At 66.2% G+C, this 23,568-nt stretch carries 20 protein-coding genes; 3 read left to right on the forward strand and 17 right to left on the reverse strand.

Features of this window, described 5'->3' with window-relative positions; translation table 11 throughout:
- Positions 1-5: 5 nt before the first annotated feature.
- Both coaE and yacG read left to right on the forward strand, forming a co-directional pair.
- Complete coding sequence (coaE, locus tag Q376_RS0114225) at positions 6-623, forward strand: dephospho-CoA kinase (protein ID WP_027350864.1); 618 nt, start codon at positions 6-8, stop codon at positions 621-623.
- Positions 624-712: 89 nt separating this feature from the next.
- A complete protein-coding gene (gene yacG / locus Q376_RS0114230) occupies positions 713-940 on the forward strand; it encodes a DNA gyrase inhibitor YacG (protein WP_027350865.1) in 228 nt (75 codons plus the stop codon).
- A 117-nt stretch (positions 941-1,057) separates the two neighbouring features.
- Here the strand turns inward: yacG and Q376_RS0114235 are convergent, their stop codons facing one another.
- The 4 genes from Q376_RS0114235 to Q376_RS22815 form a co-directional block, all read right to left on the reverse strand.
- Positions 1,058-2,023 (reverse strand): Nudix family hydrolase, encoded by a 966-nt coding sequence (locus Q376_RS0114235; protein WP_027350866.1) that lies wholly within the window; start codon positions 2,021-2,023, stop codon positions 1,058-1,060.
- 140 nt (positions 2,024-2,163) lie between these two features.
- A complete protein-coding gene (argJ, locus tag Q376_RS0114240) occupies positions 2,164-3,372 on the reverse strand; it encodes a bifunctional glutamate N-acetyltransferase/amino-acid acetyltransferase ArgJ (RefSeq protein WP_027350867.1) in 1,209 nt (402 codons plus the stop codon).
- 88 nt (positions 3,373-3,460) lie between these two features.
- On the reverse strand, positions 3,461-6,217 hold the full coding sequence (gene secA / locus Q376_RS0114245) for a preprotein translocase subunit SecA (RefSeq protein WP_027350868.1): 2,757 nt from the start codon (positions 6,215-6,217) through the stop codon (positions 3,461-3,463).
- A 148-nt stretch (positions 6,218-6,365) separates the two neighbouring features.
- Positions 6,366-6,746: a hypothetical protein gene (locus Q376_RS22815; protein ID WP_043447965.1), complete on the reverse strand. Its 381-nt coding sequence runs from the start codon at positions 6,744-6,746 to the stop codon at positions 6,366-6,368.
- Between the two features lie 77 nt (positions 6,747-6,823).
- On the opposite strand from Q376_RS22815, the gene Q376_RS0114260 reads away from it, so the two are divergent.
- Positions 6,824-7,318 carry a DUF721 domain-containing protein gene (locus Q376_RS0114260; RefSeq protein WP_027350869.1) on the forward strand — a complete coding sequence of 165 codons (495 nt, stop codon included), beginning with the start codon at positions 6,824-6,826 and terminating at the stop codon, positions 7,316-7,318.
- An 81-nt stretch (positions 7,319-7,399) separates the two neighbouring features.
- On the opposite strand, the gene lpxC is transcribed toward Q376_RS0114260, so the two are convergent.
- The 13 genes from lpxC to ftsL form a co-directional block, all read right to left on the reverse strand.
- Positions 7,400-8,308: a UDP-3-O-acyl-N-acetylglucosamine deacetylase gene (gene lpxC / locus Q376_RS0114265; protein ID WP_027350870.1), complete on the reverse strand. Its 909-nt coding sequence runs from the start codon at positions 8,306-8,308 to the stop codon at positions 7,400-7,402.
- A gap of 213 nt (positions 8,309-8,521) precedes the next feature.
- Positions 8,522-9,700, reverse strand: coding sequence for a cell division protein FtsZ (gene ftsZ / locus Q376_RS0114270; RefSeq protein ID WP_027350871.1), 1,179 nt, complete (start codon positions 9,698-9,700; stop codon positions 8,522-8,524).
- Positions 9,701-9,734: 34 nt separating this feature from the next.
- Positions 9,735-11,045 carry a cell division protein FtsA gene (gene ftsA / locus Q376_RS0114275; RefSeq protein WP_027350872.1) on the reverse strand — a complete coding sequence of 437 codons (1,311 nt, stop codon included), beginning with the start codon at positions 11,043-11,045 and terminating at the stop codon, positions 9,735-9,737.
- A 341-nt stretch (positions 11,046-11,386) separates the two neighbouring features.
- Positions 11,387-12,109, reverse strand: coding sequence for a cell division protein FtsQ/DivIB (locus Q376_RS0114280; protein WP_027350873.1), 723 nt, complete (start codon positions 12,107-12,109; stop codon positions 11,387-11,389).
- Positions 12,110-12,148: 39 nt separating this feature from the next.
- Entirely contained in the window at positions 12,149-13,612 is a 1,464-nt protein-coding gene (murC, locus tag Q376_RS0114285) for a UDP-N-acetylmuramate--L-alanine ligase (protein ID WP_027350874.1), read from the reverse strand.
- Between the two features lie 13 nt (positions 13,613-13,625).
- Positions 13,626-14,735, reverse strand: coding sequence for an undecaprenyldiphospho-muramoylpentapeptide beta-N-acetylglucosaminyltransferase (murG, locus tag Q376_RS0114290; protein ID WP_043447966.1), 1,110 nt, complete (start codon positions 14,733-14,735; stop codon positions 13,626-13,628).
- Complete coding sequence (ftsW, locus tag Q376_RS0114295; protein ID WP_027350876.1) at positions 14,732-15,949, reverse strand: putative lipid II flippase FtsW; 1,218 nt, start codon at positions 15,947-15,949, stop codon at positions 14,732-14,734. Before ftsW ends, murG begins: the two co-directional genes overlap by 4 nt.
- On the reverse strand, positions 15,949-17,325 hold the full coding sequence (gene murD, locus Q376_RS0114300; protein WP_245598959.1) for a UDP-N-acetylmuramoyl-L-alanine--D-glutamate ligase: 1,377 nt from the start codon (positions 17,323-17,325) through the stop codon (positions 15,949-15,951). The genes ftsW and murD overlap by 1 nt, the downstream gene beginning before the upstream one ends.
- A 10-nt stretch (positions 17,326-17,335) precedes the next feature.
- Complete coding sequence (gene mraY, locus Q376_RS0114305; protein WP_027350878.1) at positions 17,336-18,418, reverse strand: phospho-N-acetylmuramoyl-pentapeptide-transferase; 1,083 nt, start codon at positions 18,416-18,418, stop codon at positions 17,336-17,338.
- A gap of 50 nt (positions 18,419-18,468) precedes the next feature.
- Positions 18,469-19,857, reverse strand: coding sequence for a UDP-N-acetylmuramoyl-tripeptide--D-alanyl-D-alanine ligase (locus tag Q376_RS0114310; protein ID WP_027350879.1), 1,389 nt, complete (start codon positions 19,855-19,857; stop codon positions 18,469-18,471).
- Positions 19,854-21,365 carry a UDP-N-acetylmuramoyl-L-alanyl-D-glutamate--2,6-diaminopimelate ligase gene (locus tag Q376_RS0114315; RefSeq protein WP_211266684.1) on the reverse strand — a complete coding sequence of 504 codons (1,512 nt, stop codon included), beginning with the start codon at positions 21,363-21,365 and terminating at the stop codon, positions 19,854-19,856. The genes Q376_RS0114310 and Q376_RS0114315 overlap by 4 nt, the downstream gene beginning before the upstream one ends.
- A gap of 31 nt (positions 21,366-21,396) precedes the next feature.
- Positions 21,397-23,229: a peptidoglycan D,D-transpeptidase FtsI family protein gene (locus Q376_RS22820; protein WP_081803575.1), complete on the reverse strand. Its 1,833-nt coding sequence runs from the start codon at positions 23,227-23,229 to the stop codon at positions 21,397-21,399.
- Entirely contained in the window at positions 23,226-23,567 is a 342-nt protein-coding gene (gene ftsL / locus Q376_RS0114325; protein WP_245598961.1) for a cell division protein FtsL, read from the reverse strand. Before ftsL ends, Q376_RS22820 begins: the two co-directional genes overlap by 4 nt.
- Position 23,568 lies beyond the last annotated feature (1 nt).

The following is a 23,568-nucleotide window of genomic DNA, read 5'->3' on the forward strand; positions in this document are numbered from 1 at the left end:
CTATCATGCTGACCATCGGCCTAACCGGCGGCATCGCCTCGGGCAAGAGCACCGTCACTCGACTCTTCGCCGAACGCGGCATCGCAGCGGTCGACGCCGACCAGATCGCCCGGGAGGTGGTCGAGCCAGGAGAACCAATGCTCGACGCCTTGGTCGAGCGCTACGGTGAACGAATCCTCGACCGCCAGGGCCGGCTCAATCGCGCCGCGCTGCGCCAGCGGATCTTCGCCTCGCCCGAGGAGCGACGCTGGGTGGAGTCGCGGATGCATCCGCTGATCCATGCGCGCATGCTCGAACGGCTCGAGACGCTCGAGGGTCCTTACCGCCTGCTGGTGGTACCGCTGCTGCTCGAGTCCGATCGCTACGCCGAGGTGGTCGATCGGATACTGGTGGTGGACGTCCCCGAAGCGCTGCAGCTGCAGCGTGTGCTGGCACGCGATGGCGGCGAACTCGCCCAGGCCGAAGCGATTGTGCGCGCGCAGATGCCGCGCGCCGAACGTCTGGCCCGCAGTGATGAGATGATCGACAATTCCCGGGACGAGCTATCGACCGAGCGGCGAGTCGCCGAACTGGACGCCTTCTATCGACGGCTGGCACACCAACGCACCGCCTGCGGGAGTTGACCACTGCCGTCTTCGCCCCAATATCGACAGTCCGCCCGCGGCTCGATCGATCCACCCCAATCGCGATACAAGCGCGAAGGAGTCATTCCATGTCCAAACCTCGCGACTCCCTCAAGGTCGCCTGCCCCCAGTGCGCCACCCAGGTCCCCTGGAACGAACAGAGCCCCTACCGCCCCTTCTGCTCCAAGCGCTGCAAGCTGCTGGACCTGGGAGCCTGGGCGAATGAAAGTCACCGCATCCCCGGGGAGATGGCGCTGGACGAAACCGACATCGATGCGATGCTGGAGAGCCTCGAACGCGGGCAGGAGCAGCGCTAGCGCCGCGTCGCAGAATCTCGCGCAGCCTCCTGCCCGACTCCACCGCGAACGAAAAAAGGCGGCGCCATCGATCGGCGCCGCCTTCGTCGAACGATCCCGCTGGACGGGATCCGTACTCTAGCGCTCGAACGCAGAGATGGCCGCCACCCCTTGGGCGCCTACCCCTCGGGCATGGTCGATATCCTCGAGCCCCAAGCCCCCCAGGGCGAACACCGGCAGCCGTACGTGTTCGATCATCTGCTGTAGACCATGCCATCCCAGCGGCTGCGCATCCGGATGGGAGCCAGTGGCGCGCACCGGGGAGAGCACCGCGAAATCGCAGTCGAGACGCTCGGCTTGCGCCAGGCCCGCGGCATCGTGCACCGATGCCCCGAGCCAGCGAGCGCCATCCAGCGGCCGGCGAGCCAGCACACCGAGCTGATCGCTAGTCAAGTGCAGTCCGCCGGCGTCCAAGCGCTCGACCAGTGCGACCAGCGCTTCCATTTCGCTCCCCCTGTGCCCGAGCATCAGCTGAGCGCCGGCCCGGCGACAGATATCCACCGCCCGCTCGGCACGAGCGGCGTAGGCCTCGGCATCGAGCGCAGTATCGCGCAGCCGCACCAGCCTTGGCCGATGACGCTCGAGCGCCGCCGTCAGGCCGGCCTCGAAACTCGCCTCGTCGGCCCGGTCGGCGGTGATCATGTAGGCATGCGGCAGCGCCACCGCCTTGATGATCGGCAGGTTGGCGGCGGGAAAGTTGTAGCGTCCGAGATCGGCCACCGGCACCCAGCGCACGACCTGCCCCTCGCGTCCGTAGGGCGCGCCCTCGAAATCTCGAACGCCCCATACGTCCAGCAGGATGTGCTTGTCGGTGTACTCGTGATGCACCCGGATCAGCGGCTGCGCGCGCTTGACGTGGATGCCCAGCTCTTCGTTGAGCTCGCGCTTCAGCGCTTCGAGCCCCGTCTCGTGCGGGTGCAATTTACCCCCGGGAAACTCCCAAAGCCCGCCCTGGTCGACGTAGGAGGGGCGCCGGGAGAGGAACACCCGCTCATCGTCGTTGTAGATCGCGGCGGCGACGACGTGCACCCGTCGCTTCGGCAGCTGCTCGTCGCCGTGATCGCTGTGCCCACGCTTCATCGCTCTCTCTCCCTCTCCACTCGGCGAGCGCGCGACGCTCCCCTTGCCTTCTGATAGCCTCAAACCGCTCTCCTTCACCACCCAACCCGGTCGCTCGCGCTGGATCAGCTGCGATAGTCGGCGTTGATACTCACGTACTCGTGGGACAGATCCGACGTCCAGACCCGCTCTCGCCACTCACCCCGGCCAAGCCGGATGACGATCTCGATCTCCTCGCGGGCGAGCGCTGCGCTGCCGGCCTCCTCGCTGTACCCCGGTGCACGCGCCCCCGCCTCGACGATCGATACGCCGTTGAGTTCGATCGCTACGCGAGCGACGTCGAACTGCTCGACAGGGGCCTTACCGACCGCCATCAGCAGGCGTCCCCAGTTAGCGTCACTGGCATAGAGCGCGGTCTTGACCAGCGGAGAATGCGCGACGCTATAGGCGATCTCGAGCGCTTCAGCCTGGCTGCTCGCTTCGCGCACATCGACGGTGACGAACTTGGTCGCACCCTCGCCGTCGCGCACGATCAGCTGGGCCAGCTCGAGCATCAGCGAGGACAGGGCGCTGGAGAAAGCGGCGGTCGCGGCCTCGCCCTCGATCGCCACGCCGGCGCCCGTGGCGACCAGCGCGCAGGCGTCGTTGGTCGAGGTATCCGAGTCGACGGTGATCCGGTTGAAGGAGCGCTCGGTGGCGTCAGCCAACAGCCGCTGCAGCAGAGCGGGCTCGATCTTCGCATCGGTGGCGACGAAGGCCAGCATGGTCGCCATGTTCGGGCAGATCATCCCCGACCCCTTGCTGATGCCGTTGAGCACCACGCGCCGCCCATCGATCTCGATGCTGCGGGTCGCCCCTTTAGGCCGGGTATCGGTAGTCAGGATACCGTGGCCGGCGGCTTCCCAATTGTCCGCAGCGAGGTTCTCCACCGCGGCACCCAATGCCGCCTCGATCCGCTCCACCGGCAGCGGCTCGCCGATCACGCCGGTGGAAAACGGCAGCACGCTCTCGGCGCTCCCGCCGACTCGCGAGGCGAGCCCTCGACAGCAGGCCTCGGCCGCTTCCAGGCCCGCGTCACCGGTGCCCGCGTTGGCGTTGCCGGTGTTGACCAGCCAGTACCGGACGTCGCCAGCGCCGAGGTGGCGCTTCGCCACCGTGACCGGCGCCGCGCAGAAGGCGTTCTTGGTGAAGGTAGCGGCAACACTCGCACCCTCGGCAAGCTCGAAGACCACCAGGTCACGACGACCTGGCTTCTTGATCCCTGCGCTCGCGACACCGATGCGAACTCCCGCGATCACCGGCATCCGGGGAAATACCGACTCACCTACGGCCATCGTCACGCTCCTAAGCCTAGCGGCGCCCTGCGGCGCCGCCTCGATCGTCACACGGGCCAGGTGGCCCGCCTGTTGGATACCCGCCGGCTCAGCTGAGCCGGCCGTGGCACTGCTTGTACTTCTTGCCCGAGCCGCAGGGGCAGGGGTCATTGCGGCCGACCTTGGGCTGCTCGCGCTTGACCGTGCCGGAAGCGTCGCTGGCGGCGACCCCAGCGACGGCGGCAGCACTGGCCACCGCCTCGTCGCTGAGCGTAGCGGCCTCGAGCGCTTCGTCCTCGCGGGTATGCTCGCTGGCGGCCTGCTCGCGCTCGATCGCCGCGCGGCGCTCGCGCTCGAACTGGTCGACCTCTTCCTGGCGGCGCACCTGCACGTGGCTGAGCACGCGCACTACGTCGGACTTGATGTTGGCGAGCAGGTTCTGGAACAGACCGAACGCTTCTCGCTTGTACTCCTGCTTGGGGTTCTTCTGCGCATAGCCGCGCAGGTGAATGCCGCGACGCAGGTGATCCATCGACTGCAGGTGTTCCTTCCAGCGGGTATCGAGGATCTGCAGCATCACCTGCTTCTCGAAACGCTTCATCATTTCATCGCCGATGGCCTCGCGCTTGGCGGCATAGAGCGCGGCGTGCTGCTCTTGCAGGCGCTGGCGCAGGCCCTCGGCGTCGAGATTCGGCTCCTGTTCGAACCACTCGGTGATCGGCACCTCGAGATTGAAGTTCTCCTTGAGCTCGACCTCGAGGCCCTCGACGTCCCACTGCTCGGGCAGGCTCTGCGGCGGTACGTGCTCGGCGAAGGCGGTGTCCAGCACCTCTTCGCGAATGCCGCGGATGTTATCGGAGACATCGGGGCTGCCGAGAATCTCATCGCGCTGCTCGTAGACCACACGGCGCTGGTCGTTGGCGACGTCGTCGTACTCGAGCAGCTGCTTGCGGATGTCGAAGTTGCGCCCCTCGACCTTCTTCTGCGCCCGCTCGACCGCATTGGTGACCATCTTGTGCTCGATCGCCTCACCGCGTTCGAGACCGAGCGCGGACATCAGCCGCTGCACCCGCTCCGAACCGAACAGCCGCATCAGGCTGTCCTCCAACGAGAGGAAGAAGCGCGTGGAACCCGGATCCCCTTGGCGCCCGGCACGGCCGCGCAGCTGGTTGTCGATGCGCCGCGACTCGTGGCGCTCGGAGCCGATCACATGCAGGCCACCGGCCTCGATCACCGCATCGTGACGCAGCTTCCAGTTCGCCTTGATCTCGTCGATCTGCTCCTGCGAGGGCGATTCGAGCGCTGCGATCTCCGCCTCCCAGTTACCGCCGAGCAGGATGTCGGTGCCGCGGCCGGCCATGTTGGTCGCGATGGTGATCGCGCCGGGCTGTCCGGCCTGGGCGATGATGTGCGCTTCGCTGGCATGCTGCTTGGCGTTGAGCACGTTGTGGGGAATCTTCTGCTCGCGCAGCATCATCGACAGCTGCTCGGAGCTCTCGATCGAGGCGGTACCGACCAGCACCGGGCGCTTGGCCGCGACCTTGTCCTTGATGTCCTCGATGATCGCCTCGTACTTCTCAAGCGTGGTCATGTAGACCAGGTCGTTGAGGTCCTTGCGTGCGAGCGGTCGGTTGGTCGGGATCACCAGCACGTCGAGCTCGTAGATCTGGCGGAACTCGTAGGCCTCGGTATCAGCGGTCCCGGTCATCCCACCGAGCTTGTCGTAGAGGCGGAAGTAGTTCTGGAAGGTGGTCGAGGCGAGCGTCTGGCTCTCCTTCTGGATATCCACACCCTCCTTGGCCTCGATTGCCTGGTGCAGCCCTTCCGACCAGCGCCGTCCCGGCATCGTCCGGCCGGTATGTTCGTCGACGATCACCACTTCATTGTTGGCGACGATGTAGTCGACGTCGCGCTGGTAGAGGTGGCGAGCCCGCAGCGCCGCATTGATGTGATGGAGCAGGCCGAGGTTCTGAGCCGCGTAGAGGGAGTCATTCTCGTCGAGCAGCTTGGCCTCGCGCATCAACTGCTCGACTTTCTGGTGGCCCTGCTCGGTCACCTCGACCTGCTTTTGCTTCTCGTCGATGACGAAGTCGCCGCTTTCGTGGTCTTCGGGATCGGAACAAGGCACCAGGCCGCTCGCCATGCGGTTGATCACCTTGTAGAGATCGGTGTTTTCCTCGACCGGTCCCGAAATGATCAGCGGCGTGCGCGCCTCGTCGATGAGGATCGAGTCGACTTCGTCGATCAGCGCGAAATGCAGCCCACGCTGCACCTTGTCCTCGAGCGAGAACGCCATGTTGTCGCGCAGGTAGTCGAAGCCATACTCGTTGTTGGTGCCATAGGTGATGTCGGCCCGGTAGGCCTCGCGCTTCTCATGCGGCAGCTGGCCGGCGAAGATGATGCCGACGCTCATGCCGAGGAACTCGTAGAGCGGACGCATCGTCGCGGCATCCCGGCTGGCCAGGTAGTCGTTGACCGTGACGACGTGGACACCTTTGCCGGTCAAGGCGTTGAGATAGGTTGGCAGGGTACCGACCAGGGTCTTGCCCTCCCCGGTCTTCATCTCCGCGATGCGCCCCTCGTGCAGCGCCATCCCCCCCACCAGCTGAACGTCGAAGTGGCGCATGCCCAGCACGCGCTTGCTCGCCTCGCGCACGGTGGCGAACGCCTCGGGCAGCAGCTCATCGAGCTTCTCGCCACTCTCCAGACGCTTGCGGAACTCCACGGTCTTGGCCTTCAACGCTTCGTCATCGAGCGCCGCGAGGCCCTCCTCGAGCGCGTTGATCTTCGTCACCGCTTTGCGCATGCGCTTGAGATCACGCTCGTTCTTGCTGCCGAGCACTTTGCGTACCAAGGTATTGAACATCGAACCGTCCTATTGATCCCCCTCGACCTGGCAGATGGCCACGGGCGATGGGGCTTGCTTGACTTGTGACCTGCTGGGTAGGGTCAGCGGCTTCATCGAGAAAGCGCAGGCGCCCTGTTCGCTGGCGATGTGGGGCATGGCGAGATGATCAGAGCTCGCGCGCCGCCGGAACGTCGATCGCACAGGCAGGTGGGCCGCGCCGCGACAGTACGTCGCAGCCGCTGGTCATGGGGATGAACGGGACACGAGGTAGCACGGGCGTACGCGCACGCACTCGTCGCCTCGGCGGCTGCGGACAGCGTCGTGGCCTGACGCTGCGACGGCGGGAAACGGCACGAATCGTCTCGGGAACCTGGAAGGCAATCCGCACCAGACGCTCGGTCATCAGGTCGAGCCGGTACTGGAGCATCGCCGAGGAGATCGCCATCGGCAGCAGACAGCCGACGAGAAGCCCCGTCAGCCACCAGGGGTGACGACGGCGGGCGACACGATGATCGTGCTGCGAACTGTGTGTGGCTGACTCGGTCATGTTAGATTGCTGCTTTCCCCTCGTCGTCGGTACGGCGAGCGAGATCCTTCGTAATCTTCGGTTACGGTCGCAAGGCGATGAGTATAAAGGCTAAGAAAGGGTACGCACAGCCCATTGCCGGGCTACTCTCCACCTCCTCCCACGGAGTGCGGCGAGATAGCACGCTGGCGCCGCTGCTGGGCAAGGCACAGGCGATAGAGCGGGCCCAGCGCCAGCTCGATGGCCACCTGCCGTCGGAACTGCTCGGCCACGTGCTGGTCGGGGGCTACACCGACGGCCAGCTCACCCTGCTCACCGACCGCGCGGTATGGTTGACCTGGCTGCGCTTCGAGCGCGCGCGCCTGCTTGCCCTGTTGCGCTACCTGCCGGAGTTCGCCCAGATCGAGGGACTGGTCTTCAAGGTCCGCCCGCTGCGCCCGATCAAGACCGCCCCACGCCAACTGCGCACACTCTCGGCCGATGCCGCCGAACGGCTCAACGAATGCGCGAATGAAGTCGACGATCCTCGCCTCAAGGCGGCGCTTGCGCGACTCGCCTCCCATGCCTCGAGCGAGCCCGAGCAGCCGGGCTGAGCGCGAATCCGACCCTCAAAATGCAATGACGCCGCCCCGAAGGGCGGCGTCGCAGTCTTCAACGATCAATCGGCGCCGGCCTTAGGCCATCGCCGGGGCCGCGTAGGAGATCGGTGCGACCTCGCCATCGGCGAACGTGACGATTTCCCAGCACTCGGGGTGCTTGAGCAGGTGGCGCACCAGCTGGTTGTTGAGCCCATGCCCGGACTTGTAACCGTGGAACTCGCCGATCAGGCTGTGGCCGAGCTGGTAGAGATCGCCGATCGCGTCGAGCACCTTGTGGCGAACGAACTCGTCTTCATAGCGCAGCCCATCCTCGTTGAGGATGCGATAATCATCGACCACGATAGCATTGTCGAGACTGCCGCCGAGCGCCAGGTTGCTGGAGCGAAGCCGCTCCAGGTCGCGCATGAAGCCGAACGTACGCGCCCGGCTCACTTCCTTGACGAAGGAAGTGGTGGAGAAGTCGACGGTGACTTCCTGGCGCTGGTTGGCGAACACCGGATGGTCGAAGTCGATCCCGAAACTGACCTTGAAACCGTCGTAGGGGGCGAAGGCAGCGCGCTTGTCGCCGTCTTCCACTGCGATCGGCTTGGTCACGCGGATGAATTTCTTCGCCGCATCCTGCTCGACGATGCCCGCCGACTGGATCAGGAAGACGAAGGGCCCGGCGCTGCCGTCCATGATCGGCACCTCGGGAGCACTGACCTCGACATAGGCGTTGTCGATGCCGAGCCCCGCGAAGGCGGACATCAAGTGTTCCACCGTGGCGACACGGGCGGACCCGATGGCCACGACGGTGCACATCATGGTGTCGTGGACGTTTTCGGGATGCGCGGGTATCTCGACCGCAGGCGAAAGATCCGTACGGACGAAGACGATGCCTTTGTCGACCGGGGCCGGCCGAAGGGTCAGGTAGACCTTCTTACCCGAGTGCAGACCCACTCCGGTCGCACGAATGGTGTTTTGTAACGTTCTTTGTCGAATCATAGGAGGCTGCCACACACGGGACGCAAGAGCGAATTATGAAAATGATAACAGTTAGGACTAAGCGCGACAACGAACGCTGTTCGCAAAAGAAAACTTGCACGCTATTTGCGCTTTCCACTCCGTCCGAACCATTCGAATTCGATCGTCAAAACGCCGATGAATGCCAGAGCATCCATCGGCGCAAACAGCCCAGGCCCTCTGCGATCACCGCTCTCAATCGGCCTGACGGCGAAGGAAGGCGGGAATGTCGAGGTAATCATCGAGCTCGCGGGACTTGCCACTCACACTACCGCGGCGTTCACGTGCGCTCTCTTCGCGCTCGCGCTCCTTGGCGGCCTGCTGGCGCATCACCGTCGGCTGCTGGAGCTTGCGGTAATCGCTCGACTCCGGACGCGCGTGGCGAGTCTCGGCGGCGACCGCCTTCTCCTTGCGCAGCCCATCGAGGCCAGCGGCGACCACGGTGACCCGCAGCTCGTCGGACATGTTCATGTCGATCGCGGTACCGACGACGATGGTCGCGTCCTGCGAGGCGAACTCCTGCACCGTGGCCCCCACGTCGTTGAACTCACCGATCGAGAGATCGGGGCCCGCGGTGATGTTGACCAGGATGCCGCGGGCGCCGTTCAGGTTGACGTCCTCGAGCAGCGGCGAGCGAATCGCTTTCTCCGCCGCCTCACGGGCGCGGTTCTCACCCGTCGCCGCGCCGGTCCCCATCATCGCCATGCCCATCTCGGACATCACGGTGCGCACGTCGGCGAAGTCGACGTTGATGATCCCTGGGCTGGTGATCAGTTCGGCGATCCCCTGCACCGCACCGAGCAGCACGTCGTTGGCGGCGCTGAATGCGGTCAGCAGGCTCGCGTTCTTGCCCAGCACGGTCAGAAGCTTCTCGTTGGGAATGGTGATCAACGAATCGACGTGCTCGGAGAGCTCCTTCATCCCCTCTTCCGCCGCACGCTGGCGCTTCGGCCCTTCAAACGGGAAGGGACGAGTCACCACCGCGACGGTGAGGATACCGAGCTCCTTGGCCACCTGCGCCACCACCGGTGCACCGCCCGTACCGGTGCCACCGCCCATACCGGCGGTGATGAACACCATATCCGCACCCTGGAGCAGCTCCGCGATGCGCTCACGATCCTCCATCGCCGCCTGACGCCCGACCTCCGGGTTGGCCCCGGCGCCGAGCCCCTTGGTAATCTCGGTACCAAGCTGCAGCACGGTCTTGGCTGCAACTCGCTTGAGGGCCTGCGCATCGGTATTCGCGCAGATGAATTCGACCCCCTCGATACTGTTCTCGACCATATGGTTGACGGCGTTGCCGCCACCACCGCCAACACCGATCACCTTGATGACCGCATTGTTGGATGGCGCGTTGTCTACTAGCTCGAACATAAGCCCCGTCTCCCGTAACCGCTCTGCGGTCTTGTCAGAAATTACCTTTGAACCAGCCTCGGATGCGCTCGATGGCGGATGGCAGTGAATCGCCCAAGGATCGCGAAGAGCTACGCTCCGAGAGACCTCGGCGAGCATGCTCCTCGCGCCGGGGCTGGACCTTATCGAACGATTCGGTGCCATAGGCCTGGTGCGAGTGGCGCATGCCGTAGAGTAGCAAACCAACCCCTGTCGAATAAATCGGGTTGCGCACCACGTCAGCAAGGCCGCGGACGTTCTGAGGTGACGCGATCCTGACTGGCATGTGGAAAATCTCCTCGGCCAGCTCCGTCACCCCTTCCATCCGCGATGTACCACCGGTGAGCACGACGCCGGCGGCGATCAGATCCTCGAAACCACTACGTCTGAGTTCCTCGCGCACCAAGGTGAAGAGCTCCTCGTAGCGAGGCTCCACCACTTGGGCGAGTTCCTGCCGGGAAAGTTCACGAGACGGCCGATCGCCGACCCCGGGCACCCGGATGATGTCGTCGCTCGACGCCAGCTGAGTGAGCGCGCAAGCGTATTTGACCTTGATGTCCTCGGCGTACTGCGTCGGCGTGCGCAGCGCCATGGCGATATCGTTGGTCACCTGATCGCCCGCGATAGGAATCACCGCGGTATGCCGGATGGCGCCTTCGGTGAATACCGCGATGTCGGTGGTCCCGCCGCCGATATCGACCATGCAGACCCCGAGCTCCCGCTCGTCCTCGGTGAGCACGGCGTGGCTGGAAGCCAGCTGCTCGAGGATGATGTCGTCGACTTCGAGCCCGCAGCGGCGCACGCACTTCTCGATGTTCTGCACCGCGTTGAGCGCGGCGGTGACCAGGTGGACCCTCGCCTCCAGCCGTACGCCGGACATCCCCAGCGGCTCGCGAATGCCCTCCTGGGCATCGATGGCGTACTCCTGCGGCAGGACGTGGAGGATGCGCTGCCCCTCCGACACCGCCCTGGCGCGGGCCGAGTCGATCACCCGATCGATGTCGTAGGGCGTCACCTCCCGCTCCTTGATCGCCACTACGCCATCGGAGTTCATCGAACTGATATGGCTCCCGGCGATACCCACGAACACCGAGTGGATATCGCAACCCGCCATCAACTCCGCTTCTTCGATCGCGCGCTGAATCGATTGCACCGTCGACTCGATGTTGATCACCACTCCCTTCTTCATTCCACGCGAGGGGTGCGAGCCAATACCTGCGATTTCGATGCCACCATCGTCGGTCGGTTGACCAACGATGGCCACGACTTTGGATGTTCCGATATCCAGCCCGACCACCATATTGGAAGCGTTGGATTGTCCAGCCATAGGTCGGGCCTACTCCCTGATAATCATCACGATGAATCCAAACTCTCCGCTGTTCCTTCCTGGCCACATCACCAAGTGTAAGCCACTTTGCCATTTCTGACATTCGAAGGAACGATGACGAAAAGCAACGCCGTCAACAACTGCCACATTCCGCGAATACCAGCCCACAGCAATTCTATCGGCTGTGAAAGTACTTCGAGAATACGGTTATTCGCAGCCGAAAGAAATACCCGGCCAAGGTTTAACGGAAACTCGTAACGTATAAAAACAGCTCGTTTACCCAAAGGTCCACAGTCTAAAAAAAGCCGCTGGAACGGAACTCCGGACATATTGCACCGAATTCACTGCCGAGAGACTTCGGCCGCCGCGCTCTCGCCGTGCCAGCCAACCGCGAGGCCGTTCGGATAACGCAGGTCGATATAGCGGATCCGATCGGCTCGCTCCGACAAGGAACGATGCCAAGCTGCGAGAAAACGCTCCAGCCTGATATCCAGCCCGGTGCGTCCCAGAATCACCCAGAACGTATCGTTGACCTGAAAGCGCCATGCCCCGCGCGCTTCCAGGCGCAATTGAGTGAGCTCGAGCCCGAGCGGCGCAAGACGCCCCTCCAACACATGATAATAAGCCAATACATCGGCGGATCGATCTCCAGGACCCGCCAGATTGGGCATCCGCTCGAGGGTATCACTCGGCCCGGGAGAGAACGGATGACCTTCAGCGTTGATCAGGAAGGCATCGTTCCACCACGCGACCGGGCGCTGCTCCTCCAGTTCGAAGGTCAGCGCATTGGGCCAGTGCCGGGAAACCCTCGCTTCATGGATCCAAGGGATCAGCTTGGCCCGCTCGCGCAGCTGATCCAGGTCCACCGACAGCCAGTGCTGGCCGCTGACCAAGGGACTGAGCTGGCCGCTGAGGAAGCTGGCATCGATATAGCGAAAGTCGCCCTCGACCGCGACCGACTCGATCGGCTGGTCGAGCCATACCCATAGCGAACGCCCGCCGGCACCTAGCAGTACCGCGATCAATACCAGACCTAGCAAGCGGTTGAAGAAGCTACTGGACATCGGCGCACTCGCAGGCGGATGAAAGACGACTCACGTGCTTCAGAGCTCCAGTCCGTCGAGTTCGAGCCCGCAACGGGCCAGCGCCACGCTGATGGCCCCGATATCGCCCGCGCCCTGGGTGATCAGGATGTCGCCGTCGCGCAGCACATTGCCGAGCAGCTTGGGCAGCGCCTGCTTGCTCTCGACGAACAGCGGGTCGACCTGGCCGCGCTGGCGGATCGAGCCGGCCAGCGAGCGCCCGTCGGCACCGCTGATCGCCGCCTCGCCGGCGGAATAGACATCGAGCAGCAGCAGCATGTCGACATCCGAAAGTACCCGCACGAACTCCTCGTAGAGTTCGAAGGTGCGAGTATAGCGGTGCGGCTGGTAGACCATCACCAGACGCCGCTCCGGCCAGCCCTGGCGTATGCCGCGGATCACCGCCTCGACCTCGCGCGGATGGTGGCCATAGTCGTCGACCAGCATCACTTCTCCATCGCGCCGCCCCGGCACCGGGAAATCGCCATGGACCTGGAAGCGCCGCCCGACCCCGGCGAAGCCGGCGAGGGCGCGGATGATCGCGGCGTCGTCGACGCCTGCGTCGCTGGCCACCGCGATCGCCGCCAGCGCATTGAGCGCGTTGTGCTCCCCCGGCATCGACAGGCTGACCTCGAGCGGCGCGAGTTCGCCAGGGCGCAGTGCGGTGAAGCTGATACGCCGCTCGGACTGGCGGAAGCCCTCGATCCGGTAGTCGGCGTCGGCGTCGAAACCGTAGGTGACGAACTGACGCTGGATCCTCGGCAGCAGCGCGCGCACCACCGGATCATCGATGCACAGCACCGCCTGACCGTAGAACGGCAGGTTGTGGAGAAACTCGATGAAGGTCTCCTGCAGCCGCCCGAAGTCGCCGTCGTAGGTACTCATGTGGTCGGCGTCGATATTGGTGACGATCGCGGTCATCGGCTGCAGGTGCAGGAAGGAGGCGTCCGATTCGTCGGCCTCGGCGACCAGATACTCACCCTCCCCCAGCCTGGCGTTGGTGCCCGCGCTGTTGAGCAGCCCGCCGATGACGAAGGTCGGATCGAGCCCGCCCTCGGCGAGCAGGGTCGCGGTCAGGCTGGTGGTGGTGGTCTTGCCGTGGGTACCGGCCACCGCGATGCCGTTGCGAAAGCGCATCAGCTCGGCGAGCATCTCGGCGCGCCGCACCACCGGTATCCGGTGCTCACGCGCATAGCGAATCTCTGGATTGCTGACATCGATCGCGGTCGAGACCACCACCACGTCGGCGTCCACCGCGTTCTCCTCGCGATGGCCGATCATCACCCGCACGCCGATCGCCGCCAGGTGGGCGGTGACGCTGGACGCGCGCAGGTCGCTGCCGCTGACCTCGAAGCGCTGGTTGTGCAGCACTTCGGCGATGCCGCACATCCCAGAGCCACCGATACCGACGAAATGGATCCGCCGGATACGTCCCATGCTACTGCGCGAACCGAGCTGCGGCCGGACGCCGGGCTGGCGAGTCATCGCTTCAAAATCATCAGCGCTGTTCAAAACCTATCTCCATGCAACCATTGGCCATGATCTCCATCGCCTCGAGCTGGGCGCGGGAGCGCGCAGCCTGGGCCATGGTGGCGAGTGTTTCGGGCTCGAGCAAGCGCGTGATCGCACCGCTCAGCCGCTGCGCTCCGAGCTGGCGCTGGGGAATCAGCTCGGCGGCGCCGAAATCGCTGAGCACCCGTGCGTTGACGCTCTGGTGGTCATCCACCGCGTGGGGGAACGGCACCAGGATCGAAGGCTTGGCACTGGCGGCGAGCTCAGCGACGGTAAGCGCCCCCGAGCGGCAGACGATCAGGTCCGCCCAATCATAGGCGCCGGCCATGTCGTCGATGAATTCGCTGCACTCAGCCTCCACCCCTGCCTGGGCATAGGCTGCCTGGGTCGCTTCCAGCTTGCCGCGACCGGTCTGGTGACGCACCAGCGGACGCCGCTCGGGGGCGAGCTCGGCAAGCGCTAACGGCACCTGCTGATTGAGCGCCACCGCGCCGAGCGACCCACCCATCACCAGCAGGCGCAGACGCCGACCGCTCATCTCGCTGGCCAGGCGCGGCCGCTCCCCGAGTGCCGCGATCTCGGCGCGTACCGGGTTACCGATCACCTCGGCCCCTCGCGCGGCGGGAAACGCACCGGGAAAGGCCGCGTAGACGCGCTTGGCGAGGCGAGAGAGCGCCTTGTTGGTCATCCCGGCGACGGCGTTCTGCTCGTGGATCACCAGCGGCCGGCGCTCGAGCCAGGCGGCGAGGCCCCCCGGCCCGCTGGCGAAGCCGCCAAGCCCGACCACCAGCCCCGGGTCGAGCTCATCGATCACTCGCTTGGCCTGGCGCACCGCGCGCGAGAGGCGCAGCGGCGCCATCAGCCAGCCGGCGGCACCGTTGCCGCGAAGCCCGGCGACCTGGATATGGTGCAGCGGGATGCCGGCCTGCGGCACCAGCACGTTCTCGATGCCGCGAGGAGAGCCGAGCCAATGAACCTCGACGCCGCGGGCGCAGAGCGCACGCGCAAGCGTCAGCGCCGGAATCACATGCCCCCCCGTTCCACCGGCCATGATCAGCGCGCGCCCAGGGGCGCGCTCAACCGTCGTTGGACTCATGCCTCCCGTCCCTGCAAACCGATCTCCTCGCTCTGTGCTTCGCTGTACCCCTGGCGCCGCGCCCGCTGGGCGGACTGGCGATAGGCGCGCGTCTCACCGTCGACACGCAGCAGCATGCCGACCATCACACCCGAGATCAGCATGCTCGAACCACCGTAGCTTAGCAGCGGCAGGGTCAGCCCCTTGGTCGGCAGCAGGCCTGTATTGACCGCCAGGTTGATGAACGCCTGGGCACCGAAGATCAGCGCCATGCCATAGCAAACGTAAGCCGAGAACAGCCGCCCGGTGAGTTCCGCGGTACGCCCGATCTTGAACGCGCGGAAGACCAGCAGCGCGAACAGCAGCACGACACCCACCGCACCGATCAGACCCAGCTCCTCGGCGAGTACAGAATAGACGAAGTCGGTGTGGGCCTCGGGTAGATAGAAGAGTTTCTGGACGCTGTTGCCGAGCCCCATGCCGCTCCAACCGCCGCGCCCGAAGGCGATCAGCGCCTGGGTCAGCTGGTAGCCGCTGTCGAACTGGTTGGCCCAAGGGTCGAGGTAGCTGGTGATGCGCTGGATACGATAGGGTTCGGCGAGCGCGCCGAACACCCCGAGCGCCACTACGCCGCTGGAGAGCAGCAGGAAGCGCCAGAGCGCCACTCCGGCGAGCAGCAGCATGCCCATGCAGGTGGCGAGGATCACCACGGTGGCGCCGTAGTCCGGCTCGAGGATCAAAAGCGCTCCCATGCCGGCGACCAGACCAAGCGGCGCGATGAATCCCCACCAGGTGAAGCGCACGCGCTCGAGATGGCGGACCAGGTAGCCGGCGAGATAGACCACCATGCAGATCTTGGCGACCTCGGAGGCCTGCAGGTTGATCACGCCGAGCGGAATCCAGCGCCGTGCACCGTTCACCTCACGCCCGACGATCAGCACCGCAGCGAGCAGGATCAGCGCACCGAGGAACAGCGTCGGCCCGTTGCCGCGCCACCAGGACATCGGCACGCGCATGGTGACCACCGCGCAAAACAGTCCCAGCAGCACATAGATACCGTGGCGGATGCTGTAGTAGTAGGGGTTGCCGGTGAGACTCGAGGCGATCTCGCTGGAGGCCGAGGTGACCATGATCCAACCGAGCGAGGCCAGCACGGAAGCGGCCAGGATCAGCCAGCCGTCGAGTGCCTGGTCGCGGGTCGAAAGACGCTTTTCCCAGCGCGCGTAGAAGCTCATCATCCCTCCTCCCGATCGGCGTCGAGACGACGCATGAGCCAGGCGCGAAAGGCTTCGCCGCGCACCTGGTAATTGGCGAACTGATCGAGACTGGCGCAGGCGGGCGAAAGCAGCACCGCATCGCCCGGCTGGGCCAGCGCCACAGCGCGCGCCAAGGCCTGCTCGAGGGTATCGAGCCGCTCGCAGGGCAGGCTCGCCTGGAGTGCGGCCTCGAGCAGCGCGGCGTCGCGCCCGAACAGCAGCGCGCAGCGCGCATGCGCGGCCAGCGGCGATGCCAGCGCGGAGAAATCCGCCCCCTTGCCCACGCCGCCGCCCAGCCAGATCAACTTGCCCTCGAGGGTCGGACCGATCCCCTCGATCGCCGCCAGGCTAGCGCCGACGTTGGTGCCCTTGGAATCGTTGATGAAGCGCACTCCGCCACGTTCGCCGACGCGCTCCACCCGATGCGCAAGGCCGGGGAAGGCCCGCAGCGCCGCCAGCATCGCCTCGCGAGGCCAACCCATCCGCCGGCCGATCGCCAGCGCCGCCAGCGCATTGGCGTAATTGTGCAGCCCTTCGATGCGCAGCTCGCTGGCTTCGATCCAGCGCTCGTCACCCTCGGCAAGCCAGACGCCCCCGCCGTCGCGGATCAGCCCCCACTGCCCTGGCCCAGGAGCCTGGGTAGTGAAGCGCGAAACCGCAAGGTCACCCGAGGGCCAGGTCGCGGCATCTTCGTCATTGACCACCCCATGGCTCGCGCCGGCGAAGATCCGCTGCTTGGCCGCGGCATAGCCCTTCATACCGTCATGGCGATCGAGATGGTCCTCGCTGAGATTGAGAAAGCAGGCCACCGTCGCCGCCAGCCGCCGAGTGGTCTCGAGCTGGAACGAGGAGAGTTCGAGGACGTAGAGCTCGTGCGCGCCATCGAGCAGATCGAGCGCAGGGGTACCGAGATTGCCGCCGACGCCGGCGTCGATCCCCGCCGCGCGCGCCATCTCGCCGACCAGCGTGGTGACCGTGGACTTGGCGTTGGAGCCGGTGATCGCCACCAGCGCAGCCGACTCGGGGCGGGCACGCACGAACAGTTCGATCTCACCGACCAGCCGGTCGCGCACCGCATCGAAGGCCGGCTGGCGCGGATCGACCCCCGGGCTCACCACCACTTCCAGTGCCTGGTCCATCGCAAGCGACTCGAGCGGGCCCAGCAGCAGCTCGACGTCCGGATGGGCACGACGAAAGTCATCCACGCCGGGCGGCGTCTCGCGACTGTCGGCGACCACGAAGGGCAGCCCCAGTCGCGCCAGATGACGCGCGATCGCACGTCCCGAAATACCCAGACCGACCACCAGCCGGTGACCGGAAGGCACGCGGTGACGGGGGCCGATAGCGCTCATCATCGTCGTCGCCTCAGCGAATTTTCAAAGTGGCGAGGCCGAGCAGCACCAGCACCACGGTGATGATCCAGAAGCGCACGATCACCCGCGGCTCGGGCCAGCCCTTGAGCTCGAAGTGGTGATGCAGCGGCGCCATGCGAAAGACCCTGCGGCCGGTGAGCTTGTAGGAGCCCACCTGTAGGATCACCGACAGGGTCTCGACGACGAAGATTCCCCCCATGATGAACAGCACGATCTCCTGGCGCACGATCACCGCGATGGTGCCGAGCGCCGCACCCAGTGCCAGGGCACCCACGTCGCCCATGAATACCTGCGCCGGATAGGTGTTGAACCAGAGAAAGCCCAGTCCCGCGCCGACGATCGCCGCGCAGAAAACGCCCATCTCGTTGGCACCGCTGACGAAGGGGATGTGCAGGTATTCGGCGAACACCGCGTTGCCGCTGGCGTAGGCGAAGATCGCAAGCCCCATCGCGACCAGTACGGTGGGCATGATCGCCAGACCGTCCAGGCCGTCGGTGAGATTGACCGCATTGGAGCTACCGACGATGACGAAGTAGGTCAGCACCACGTAGAAGATCCCCATCGGGATCACCACGTCCTTGAACAGCGGCACGATCAGGCTGGTCTCGACCGGGGTACGGGCGGTGAAATAGAGCGTGAGCGCTGCGCCCAGGCCGAGCACCGATTGCCAGAAGTACTTCCAGCGCGCCGGCAGCCCGCGCGGGTTCTTCTCCACCACCTTGCGGTAGTCGTCGACCCAGCCGACCGCGCCGAAGCCGAGGGTCACCACCAGCACCAGCCAGATGTAGTGATTGCCGAGGTTGCCCCACAAAAGCGTCGAGATCGAGATCGAGACCAGGATCAGCGCCCCGCCCATGGTCGGCGTGCCAGCCTTGGAGAGGTGTGACTGAGGCCCGTCGCTCCGGACCGCCTGGCCGATCTGCCCTTCGATCAGGCGGCGGATGAAGTGTGGTCCGATCAGCATCGAGAGCCCCAGGGCGGTGAGCGCGCCGAGGATCATCCGCAGAGTGGTATAGCCGAAGACGTTGAAGGCGCTCGAATACTGCGCCAGCCAGTTGGTCAGAAAAAGAAGCATCTATCTCTTCACGCTCTGTGTGTTGGACGAAGCGAACCGCAAGGGGCAGCTCACTTCGCGTCGGCGGCGGAGAGACGATCTACCAGCCGCTCCATGCGCATACTGCGCGATCCCTTGATCAATACCGAGGCGCCCGCCGGTAGCCGGGCCTCGACGTAGTCGACGAACGCCTGCCAATCATCGAAGCATGCGCCGCCGAAGGCCTCGGCCGCCGGTGCGGCGTCGGCGCCATAAGCGATCAGCGCGTCGATGCCGAGGTGCTTGGCGTAGCTGCCGAGCTCGGCGTGGCGCACGGCCGATTCAGCGCCGAGCTCGGCCATCGCACCCATCAGGCACCAGCGCGGCGCGGGCTGCAGCGCCAGGGCCTCGAGCGCGACACGAAAGGCCCCGGGGTTGGCATTGTAGCTATCGTCGAGCAGCCGCCGTCCCTCGCGCCCATGGCGAAGCGTCATCCGCCCGCCGACGTCGCCCACCCGTTCGAGCCCTTCGATGATCGCCGCGGGCTCCACGCCCAGCGCATCCGCGGCGGCGCTCGCGGCGAGCGCATTGCGTACGTTGTGCAGCCCCACCAGCCCGAGCGCGACTTCGCCGACCTGCCGCCCATCGAGCCGCAGTACGAAGCGATGGCGGCCGGCATCGTCGTGGGCGATGCGCTCCGCGCCGATCCGCGCCTGCGGGTCGAGCCCGAAGTCCACGAGCATACCCGGCTCACCACGCAAAAGCGCGACTTGACGCCAAAGCGGGTAGAAGCGGTCGTCGCGATTGAGCACCGCCACCCCGTTCGGGGCAAGACCCAGCAGCACCTCGGCCTTGGCCTGGGCGATGCGGGCAAGGCCACCGAACTCGCCGGCGTGCGCACCAGTGACGTTGGTGATCACCGCGACCTGGGGGCGAGCCAGCGGCGCCGTCCAGGCGATCTCGCCGACATGGTTGGCACCGAGCTCGACCACTGCGAAGCGGTGATGGTCGCGCAGCCGGCAGAGCGTCTGCGGCACGCCGACGTAGGTATTGAGATTGCCCTGGGTGGCGAGCACCGGCTGGTCGTCGCCCGCGGCGACTTCGAGGATCGACTTGACCAGCTCCTTGACCGTGGTCTTGCCGCTATTGCCGGTGACCGCCACCAACGGCCCGCCCCAGGCCAGCCGCGCGTGGCCGCCGAGCAGCCCGAGCGCGAGCCGGGTATCGGCGACGACCAGCTGGCGCCCCGCCGCCTCGGGCAGCTCGGCGGCGAGGTCGTACTCGACCACTACCGCCGCGGCCCCTGCGGCGAGGGCGTCGGGGACGAACCGATGGCCATCCATCGCCTCCCCGCGCATGGCGAAGAAAAGATCTCCTTCGCCGACCTGGCGGCTGTCGGTGATCGGGCGCGAGAAGGGTCGGTCATCGCCCTCGAACTCGGCCGCGATCGCGACCGCGGCCTGGGCAAGGGTGTCGATCATGATGGCGCTCCTCCTGTACCACGCAGCGCCAGGGCGCTACGCGCGATCTCGAGATCGGAAAACGGATGGCGCACGCCCTCGATCTCCTGATAGCCCTCATGCCCCTTGCCGGCGATCAGCACCACGTCCTCCGGTGAGGCGGCGGCGATCGTACGCTCGATCGCGACGCGCCGGCCGCCGCACTCCTCCACCTCGATACCGGCGGGGACGCCTTCGCGCATCGCGGCGCGAATCGCGGCGGCCGGCTCGCTGCGCGGATTGTCGTCGGTGATCACCAGCCGATCGGCGAGCCGGGCGCCGATCCCGGCCATCATCGGCCGCTTGCCGGGGTCGCGATCCCCGCCGCAGCCGACCAGGCACCAAAGCCGGCCCTGGGTATGGCTGCGCAGCGCGGCGAGCGCGTTGTCGAGCGCATCCGGGGTGTGAGCGTAGTCGACCACCACCAGCGGCGCCCCGGCTACAGCCAAGCGCTCCATCCGCCCCGGCACCGGCGCGAGGTCGGCAGCGGCGGCGAGCACGGCGTCGAGCGGCTCGCCCAGGCCATAGAGCGTGGCGATCGCGAGCAGCGCATTATCGAGATTGAACCGCCCGAGCAGCGCAAGACTCAGCTCGCGATCGCCTTCGGGCGTCGCCAGCCGGGCACGCTGGCCGGCCGGCTCGGGCGCCCAGTCGAGCACGCGGAAATCACCCGTCTCAGCCCCGACACGCAGCAGTCGTGCGCCCGGGGCGAGCCCGGCGACCATCAGACGGGCATGGGGATCGTCGGCATTGACCACTGCCAGCTCGAGTTCCGCGCGGCGAAACAGTCGCGCCTTGGCCGCCGCATAGGCAAGCATGGTGTGGTGGTAGTCGAGATGGTCGCGGGTCAGGTTGGTGAATACGCCGACCCGGATCGACAACGCGTCGAGGCGGCGCTGGTCGAGGGCGTGCGATGACGCCTCGAGCGCTAGACGCACCACACCCTCTCCGGCAAGGCCGGCGGCCGCAGCGGCCACGGTCAGCGGATCGGGGGTGGTGAGCCCGGTATCATGCAGTCCCCCCACGCGCCCGACGCCGAGCGTGCCGATCAACCCCGCGGAGGTGCCGAGCGCCTGCGAAAGCGCCGCGATATAGTGGGTCACCGAGCTTTTGCCATTGGTACCGGTGACCGCGATCGCCAGCAGCGACTCGGGAATCCCGGCAAGCTCAGCGACCATATCGCCGAGTGCATCGTTCAGGCCGTCGAGCACCAGCACGCGCGGGTCGTCACTGGCGAACGGCGCCTCGGCGAGGACCAGGCTCGCACCGGCCTCCAGCGCCTGGGAGATGAACGCGCGGCCATCGCCACGCACGCCGGGACGCGCGATGAAGACCTCGCCCGAGCGCAGCCGGCGGGCATCGAGGTGCAGCGCGAAGCGCTCCGGGAGCTCGACCAGCGGCTGCCGGGGCAGCGCGGGCCAGCGCTTGGCCAGCGCCGTCCAAAGGTCGTCGCGGGCGACGACCAGCAGCGGCCCCCGGCTATCATCCATGGTGGAGGCTAGGTGGTGCATCGACTCGGAATCAGTCATTGGGGGTCGCCTGTGCCGCCGATACCGCCGCCTCGGGCTGGCGGATACCGGTCACCCTCATCGCCTGCTCGGCCTCGGCGACCTGCTGCTCCGGCGATTCCGGATTGTACGGCGCCGCGTTCGAGTCCGGCGCCACGTCGAGCATCCGCAGCGCAGGACCGGCCACCTGGGCGAAGATAGGCGCCGCGACCACCCCGCCGTAGTACCCACCGCGCTTGGAGTTGTCGATCGACACCACCACGATCAGCCGTGGGTCCGAGGCCGGCGCGATGCCGATGAAATTCGAACGATAAGCATTGGTCTCGTAGCCCGAAGCGCCCACCTTGCGCACCGTGCCGGTCTTGCCGGCTACCCGATAGCCGTCGATCCGCGCTCGCCCACCGCCGCCGTAGGGGCCGACCACCGTCTCCATCATCTCCACCACCTGGCGTGCGGTCTGCGGTGAGAGAACCTGAGTACCCTCCGGCGCGCCATCGAGCTTGAGCAGCGAGGGCGGCAGGCGGCGGCCATCGTTGGCCAGCGTGGTGTAGGCGCTGGCAAGCTGCAGCGCGGAGATCGACGAGCCATAGCCGTAGGCGAGCGTCGCCCGTTTGGCCTTGGACCAGGACACCGGCGGCGGCAGGCTGCCATTGGCCTCGCCGGGAAAACCGGTGCCGAGGCTATGGCCGATGCCCATCGCATCGTACATCTTCCAGATCGTATCGTTCGGCAGCTGCAGCGCCAGTTGGGTCATGCCGATGTTCGACGACTTGGTGATCACGCCGGTCAGGGTCAAGCGGCCGAAGTTACGCACGTCGCGAATGGTATAGCCATCGACGCGCATCCAGCCCGGGGAAGTCTCGAGCACGGTGTTCGGCGAGAACTGCTTCGATTCGAGGATCGCCGCCATCGCCAGCGGCTTCATCACCGAGCCCGGCTCGAAAGCGTCGGTGATCGCCCGGTTGCGCAGCCCCGCCGCATCCATATTGGCGCGGTTGTTGGGGTTGTAGGAGGGCACGTTGGCCATCGCCAGCACTTCCCCGGTCTTGGCATTCATCATCACCAGCGAGCCGGCGTCGGCATCATGGGCGGCCACCGCCGCGGCCAGTTCGCGGTAGGCCAGATACTGCAGGCGCAGGTTGATCGAAAGGGTCAGGTCGCCGCCCGGCCTCGCATCGCGGATCAGGTGCAGATCGCGAACCAGCCGCCCCTTGCGGTCCTTGAGCACCCGGCGCTGGCCGGGCGTGCCGGTCAGCCAGCGGTCGTAGGCGAGCTCGAGCCCCTCTTGGCCGTGATCGTCGATGTTGGTGACCCCGACCAGCTGGGCGGTGACTTCGCTCGCCGGATAGTAGCGCTTGTACTCATGCTGGCCGTAGACCCCGGGCACGTTGAGGTCGAGCACCCGCTGGGCGGGTTCGGGCGTCACCTGGCGGCGCAGGTAGATGAAGCCTCGCGAGCGCAGGCCATCGATCCGCGAGATGAAGGCATCGGGCTCCTCGCCGAGCGCGCGGGCGAGCACCGCGAGCTGCCCGCGATCCTCGGGCAGTTCGCGCGGATTGGCCCATAGCGTGACCACTGGGGTGGATACCGCCAGCGGCTCGCCATCGCGATCGGTGATCATCCCGCGGTGGGCGTCGATCGGCTCGACCCGCACGGTACGCGCGTCGCCCTGGCCCTGGAGGAAGTCATGGGTGACCACCTGAAGGTCGATGATCCTCCAGACCAGCGCGCCGAGCGCCACCAGGATCACCAGCAGCATCAGCCGATAGCGCCAGGGCGCCGAGGCACCGAGCACCTGCCGTTCCACCCGCCGGCCACGCTGACCGGGTTCGCTGTAGCGGCTCATGGCGCCAGCACCTCGGTGTCATTGATGGCGGGCACGTGCATGTCGAGGCGCTGCTGGGAGATGCTCTCGACCCGCGAGGGCGTCGACCAGGTGCTCTCCTCGAGCAGCAGTCGACTCCATACCGCCTGCAATTCGTCGCGCTCGCGCTCGAGCGTCTGCAGCGAAGCGTAGTTGAGCCGGGTCTGGTGGGTGACGGTGACCACCGCGAAAGCGGACACCAGCACGATGCCGGCCAGCACCATGACACTGACCAGCGAGGCACCGAAGAAGAGCTTGGTCGGCAAACTCCCCATCATCCCGGCCGAGCTCCGTCCATCCTGATCGGTACGCCTTTCCATC

The organism is Halotalea alkalilenta DSM 17697 (genome assembly GCF_000621205.1).
GTDB classification, from domain to species: domain Bacteria; phylum Pseudomonadota; class Gammaproteobacteria; order Pseudomonadales; family Halomonadaceae; genus Halotalea; species Halotalea alkalilenta.

What these genes read in the sequence shown, in the direction of transcription:
- murC (WP_027350874.1), bottom strand. Translation starts at nt 13,612, where the DNA reads ATGACTCGCCAGCCCGGCGTCCGGCCGCAGCTCGGTTCGCGCAGTAGC.
- ftsW (WP_027350876.1), bottom strand. Translation starts at nt 15,949, where the DNA reads ATGAGCTTCTACGCGCGCTGGGAAAAGCGTCTTTCGACCCGCGACCAG.
- ftsL (WP_245598961.1), bottom strand. Translation starts at nt 23,567, where the DNA reads ATGGAAAGGCGTACCGATCAGGATGGACGGAGCTCGGCCGGGATGATG.
- Q376_RS0114310 (WP_027350879.1), bottom strand. Translation starts at nt 19,857, where the DNA reads ATGATCGACACCCTTGCCCAGGCCGCGGTCGCGATCGCGGCCGAGTTC.
- Q376_RS22820 (WP_081803575.1), bottom strand. Translation starts at nt 23,229, where the DNA reads ATGAGCCGCTACAGCGAACCCGGTCAGCGTGGCCGGCGGGTGGAACGG.
- secA (WP_027350868.1), bottom strand. Translation starts at nt 6,217, where the DNA reads ATGTTCAATACCTTGGTACGCAAAGTGCTCGGCAGCAAGAACGAGCGT.
- murD (WP_245598959.1), bottom strand. Translation starts at nt 17,325, where the DNA reads ATGATGAGCGCTATCGGCCCCCGTCACCGCGTGCCTTCCGGTCACCGG.
- argJ (WP_027350867.1), bottom strand. Translation starts at nt 3,372, where the DNA reads ATGGCCGTAGGTGAGTCGGTATTTCCCCGGATGCCGGTGATCGCGGGA.
- mraY (WP_027350878.1), bottom strand. Translation starts at nt 18,418, where the DNA reads ATGCTTCTTTTTCTGACCAACTGGCTGGCGCAGTATTCGAGCGCCTTC.
- Q376_RS0114260 (WP_027350869.1), top strand. Translation starts at nt 6,824, where the DNA reads ATGAGTATAAAGGCTAAGAAAGGGTACGCACAGCCCATTGCCGGGCTA.
- coaE (WP_027350864.1), top strand. Translation starts at nt 6, where the DNA reads ATGCTGACCATCGGCCTAACCGGCGGCATCGCCTCGGGCAAGAGCACC.
- Q376_RS0114315 (WP_211266684.1), bottom strand. Translation starts at nt 21,365, where the DNA reads ATGGATGATAGCCGGGGGCCGCTGCTGGTCGTCGCCCGCGACGACCTT.
- murG (WP_043447966.1), bottom strand. Translation starts at nt 14,735, where the DNA reads ATGAGTCCAACGACGGTTGAGCGCGCCCCTGGGCGCGCGCTGATCATG.
- Q376_RS22815 (WP_043447965.1), bottom strand. Translation starts at nt 6,746, where the DNA reads ATGACCGAGTCAGCCACACACAGTTCGCAGCACGATCATCGTGTCGCC.
- ftsZ (WP_027350871.1), bottom strand. Translation starts at nt 9,700, where the DNA reads ATGTTCGAGCTAGTAGACAACGCGCCATCCAACAATGCGGTCATCAAG.
- yacG (WP_027350865.1), top strand. Translation starts at nt 713, where the DNA reads ATGTCCAAACCTCGCGACTCCCTCAAGGTCGCCTGCCCCCAGTGCGCC.
- Q376_RS0114280 (WP_027350873.1), bottom strand. Translation starts at nt 12,109, where the DNA reads ATGTCCAGTAGCTTCTTCAACCGCTTGCTAGGTCTGGTATTGATCGCG.
- ftsA (WP_027350872.1), bottom strand. Translation starts at nt 11,045, where the DNA reads ATGGCTGGACAATCCAACGCTTCCAATATGGTGGTCGGGCTGGATATC.
- lpxC (WP_027350870.1), bottom strand. Translation starts at nt 8,308, where the DNA reads ATGATTCGACAAAGAACGTTACAAAACACCATTCGTGCGACCGGAGTG.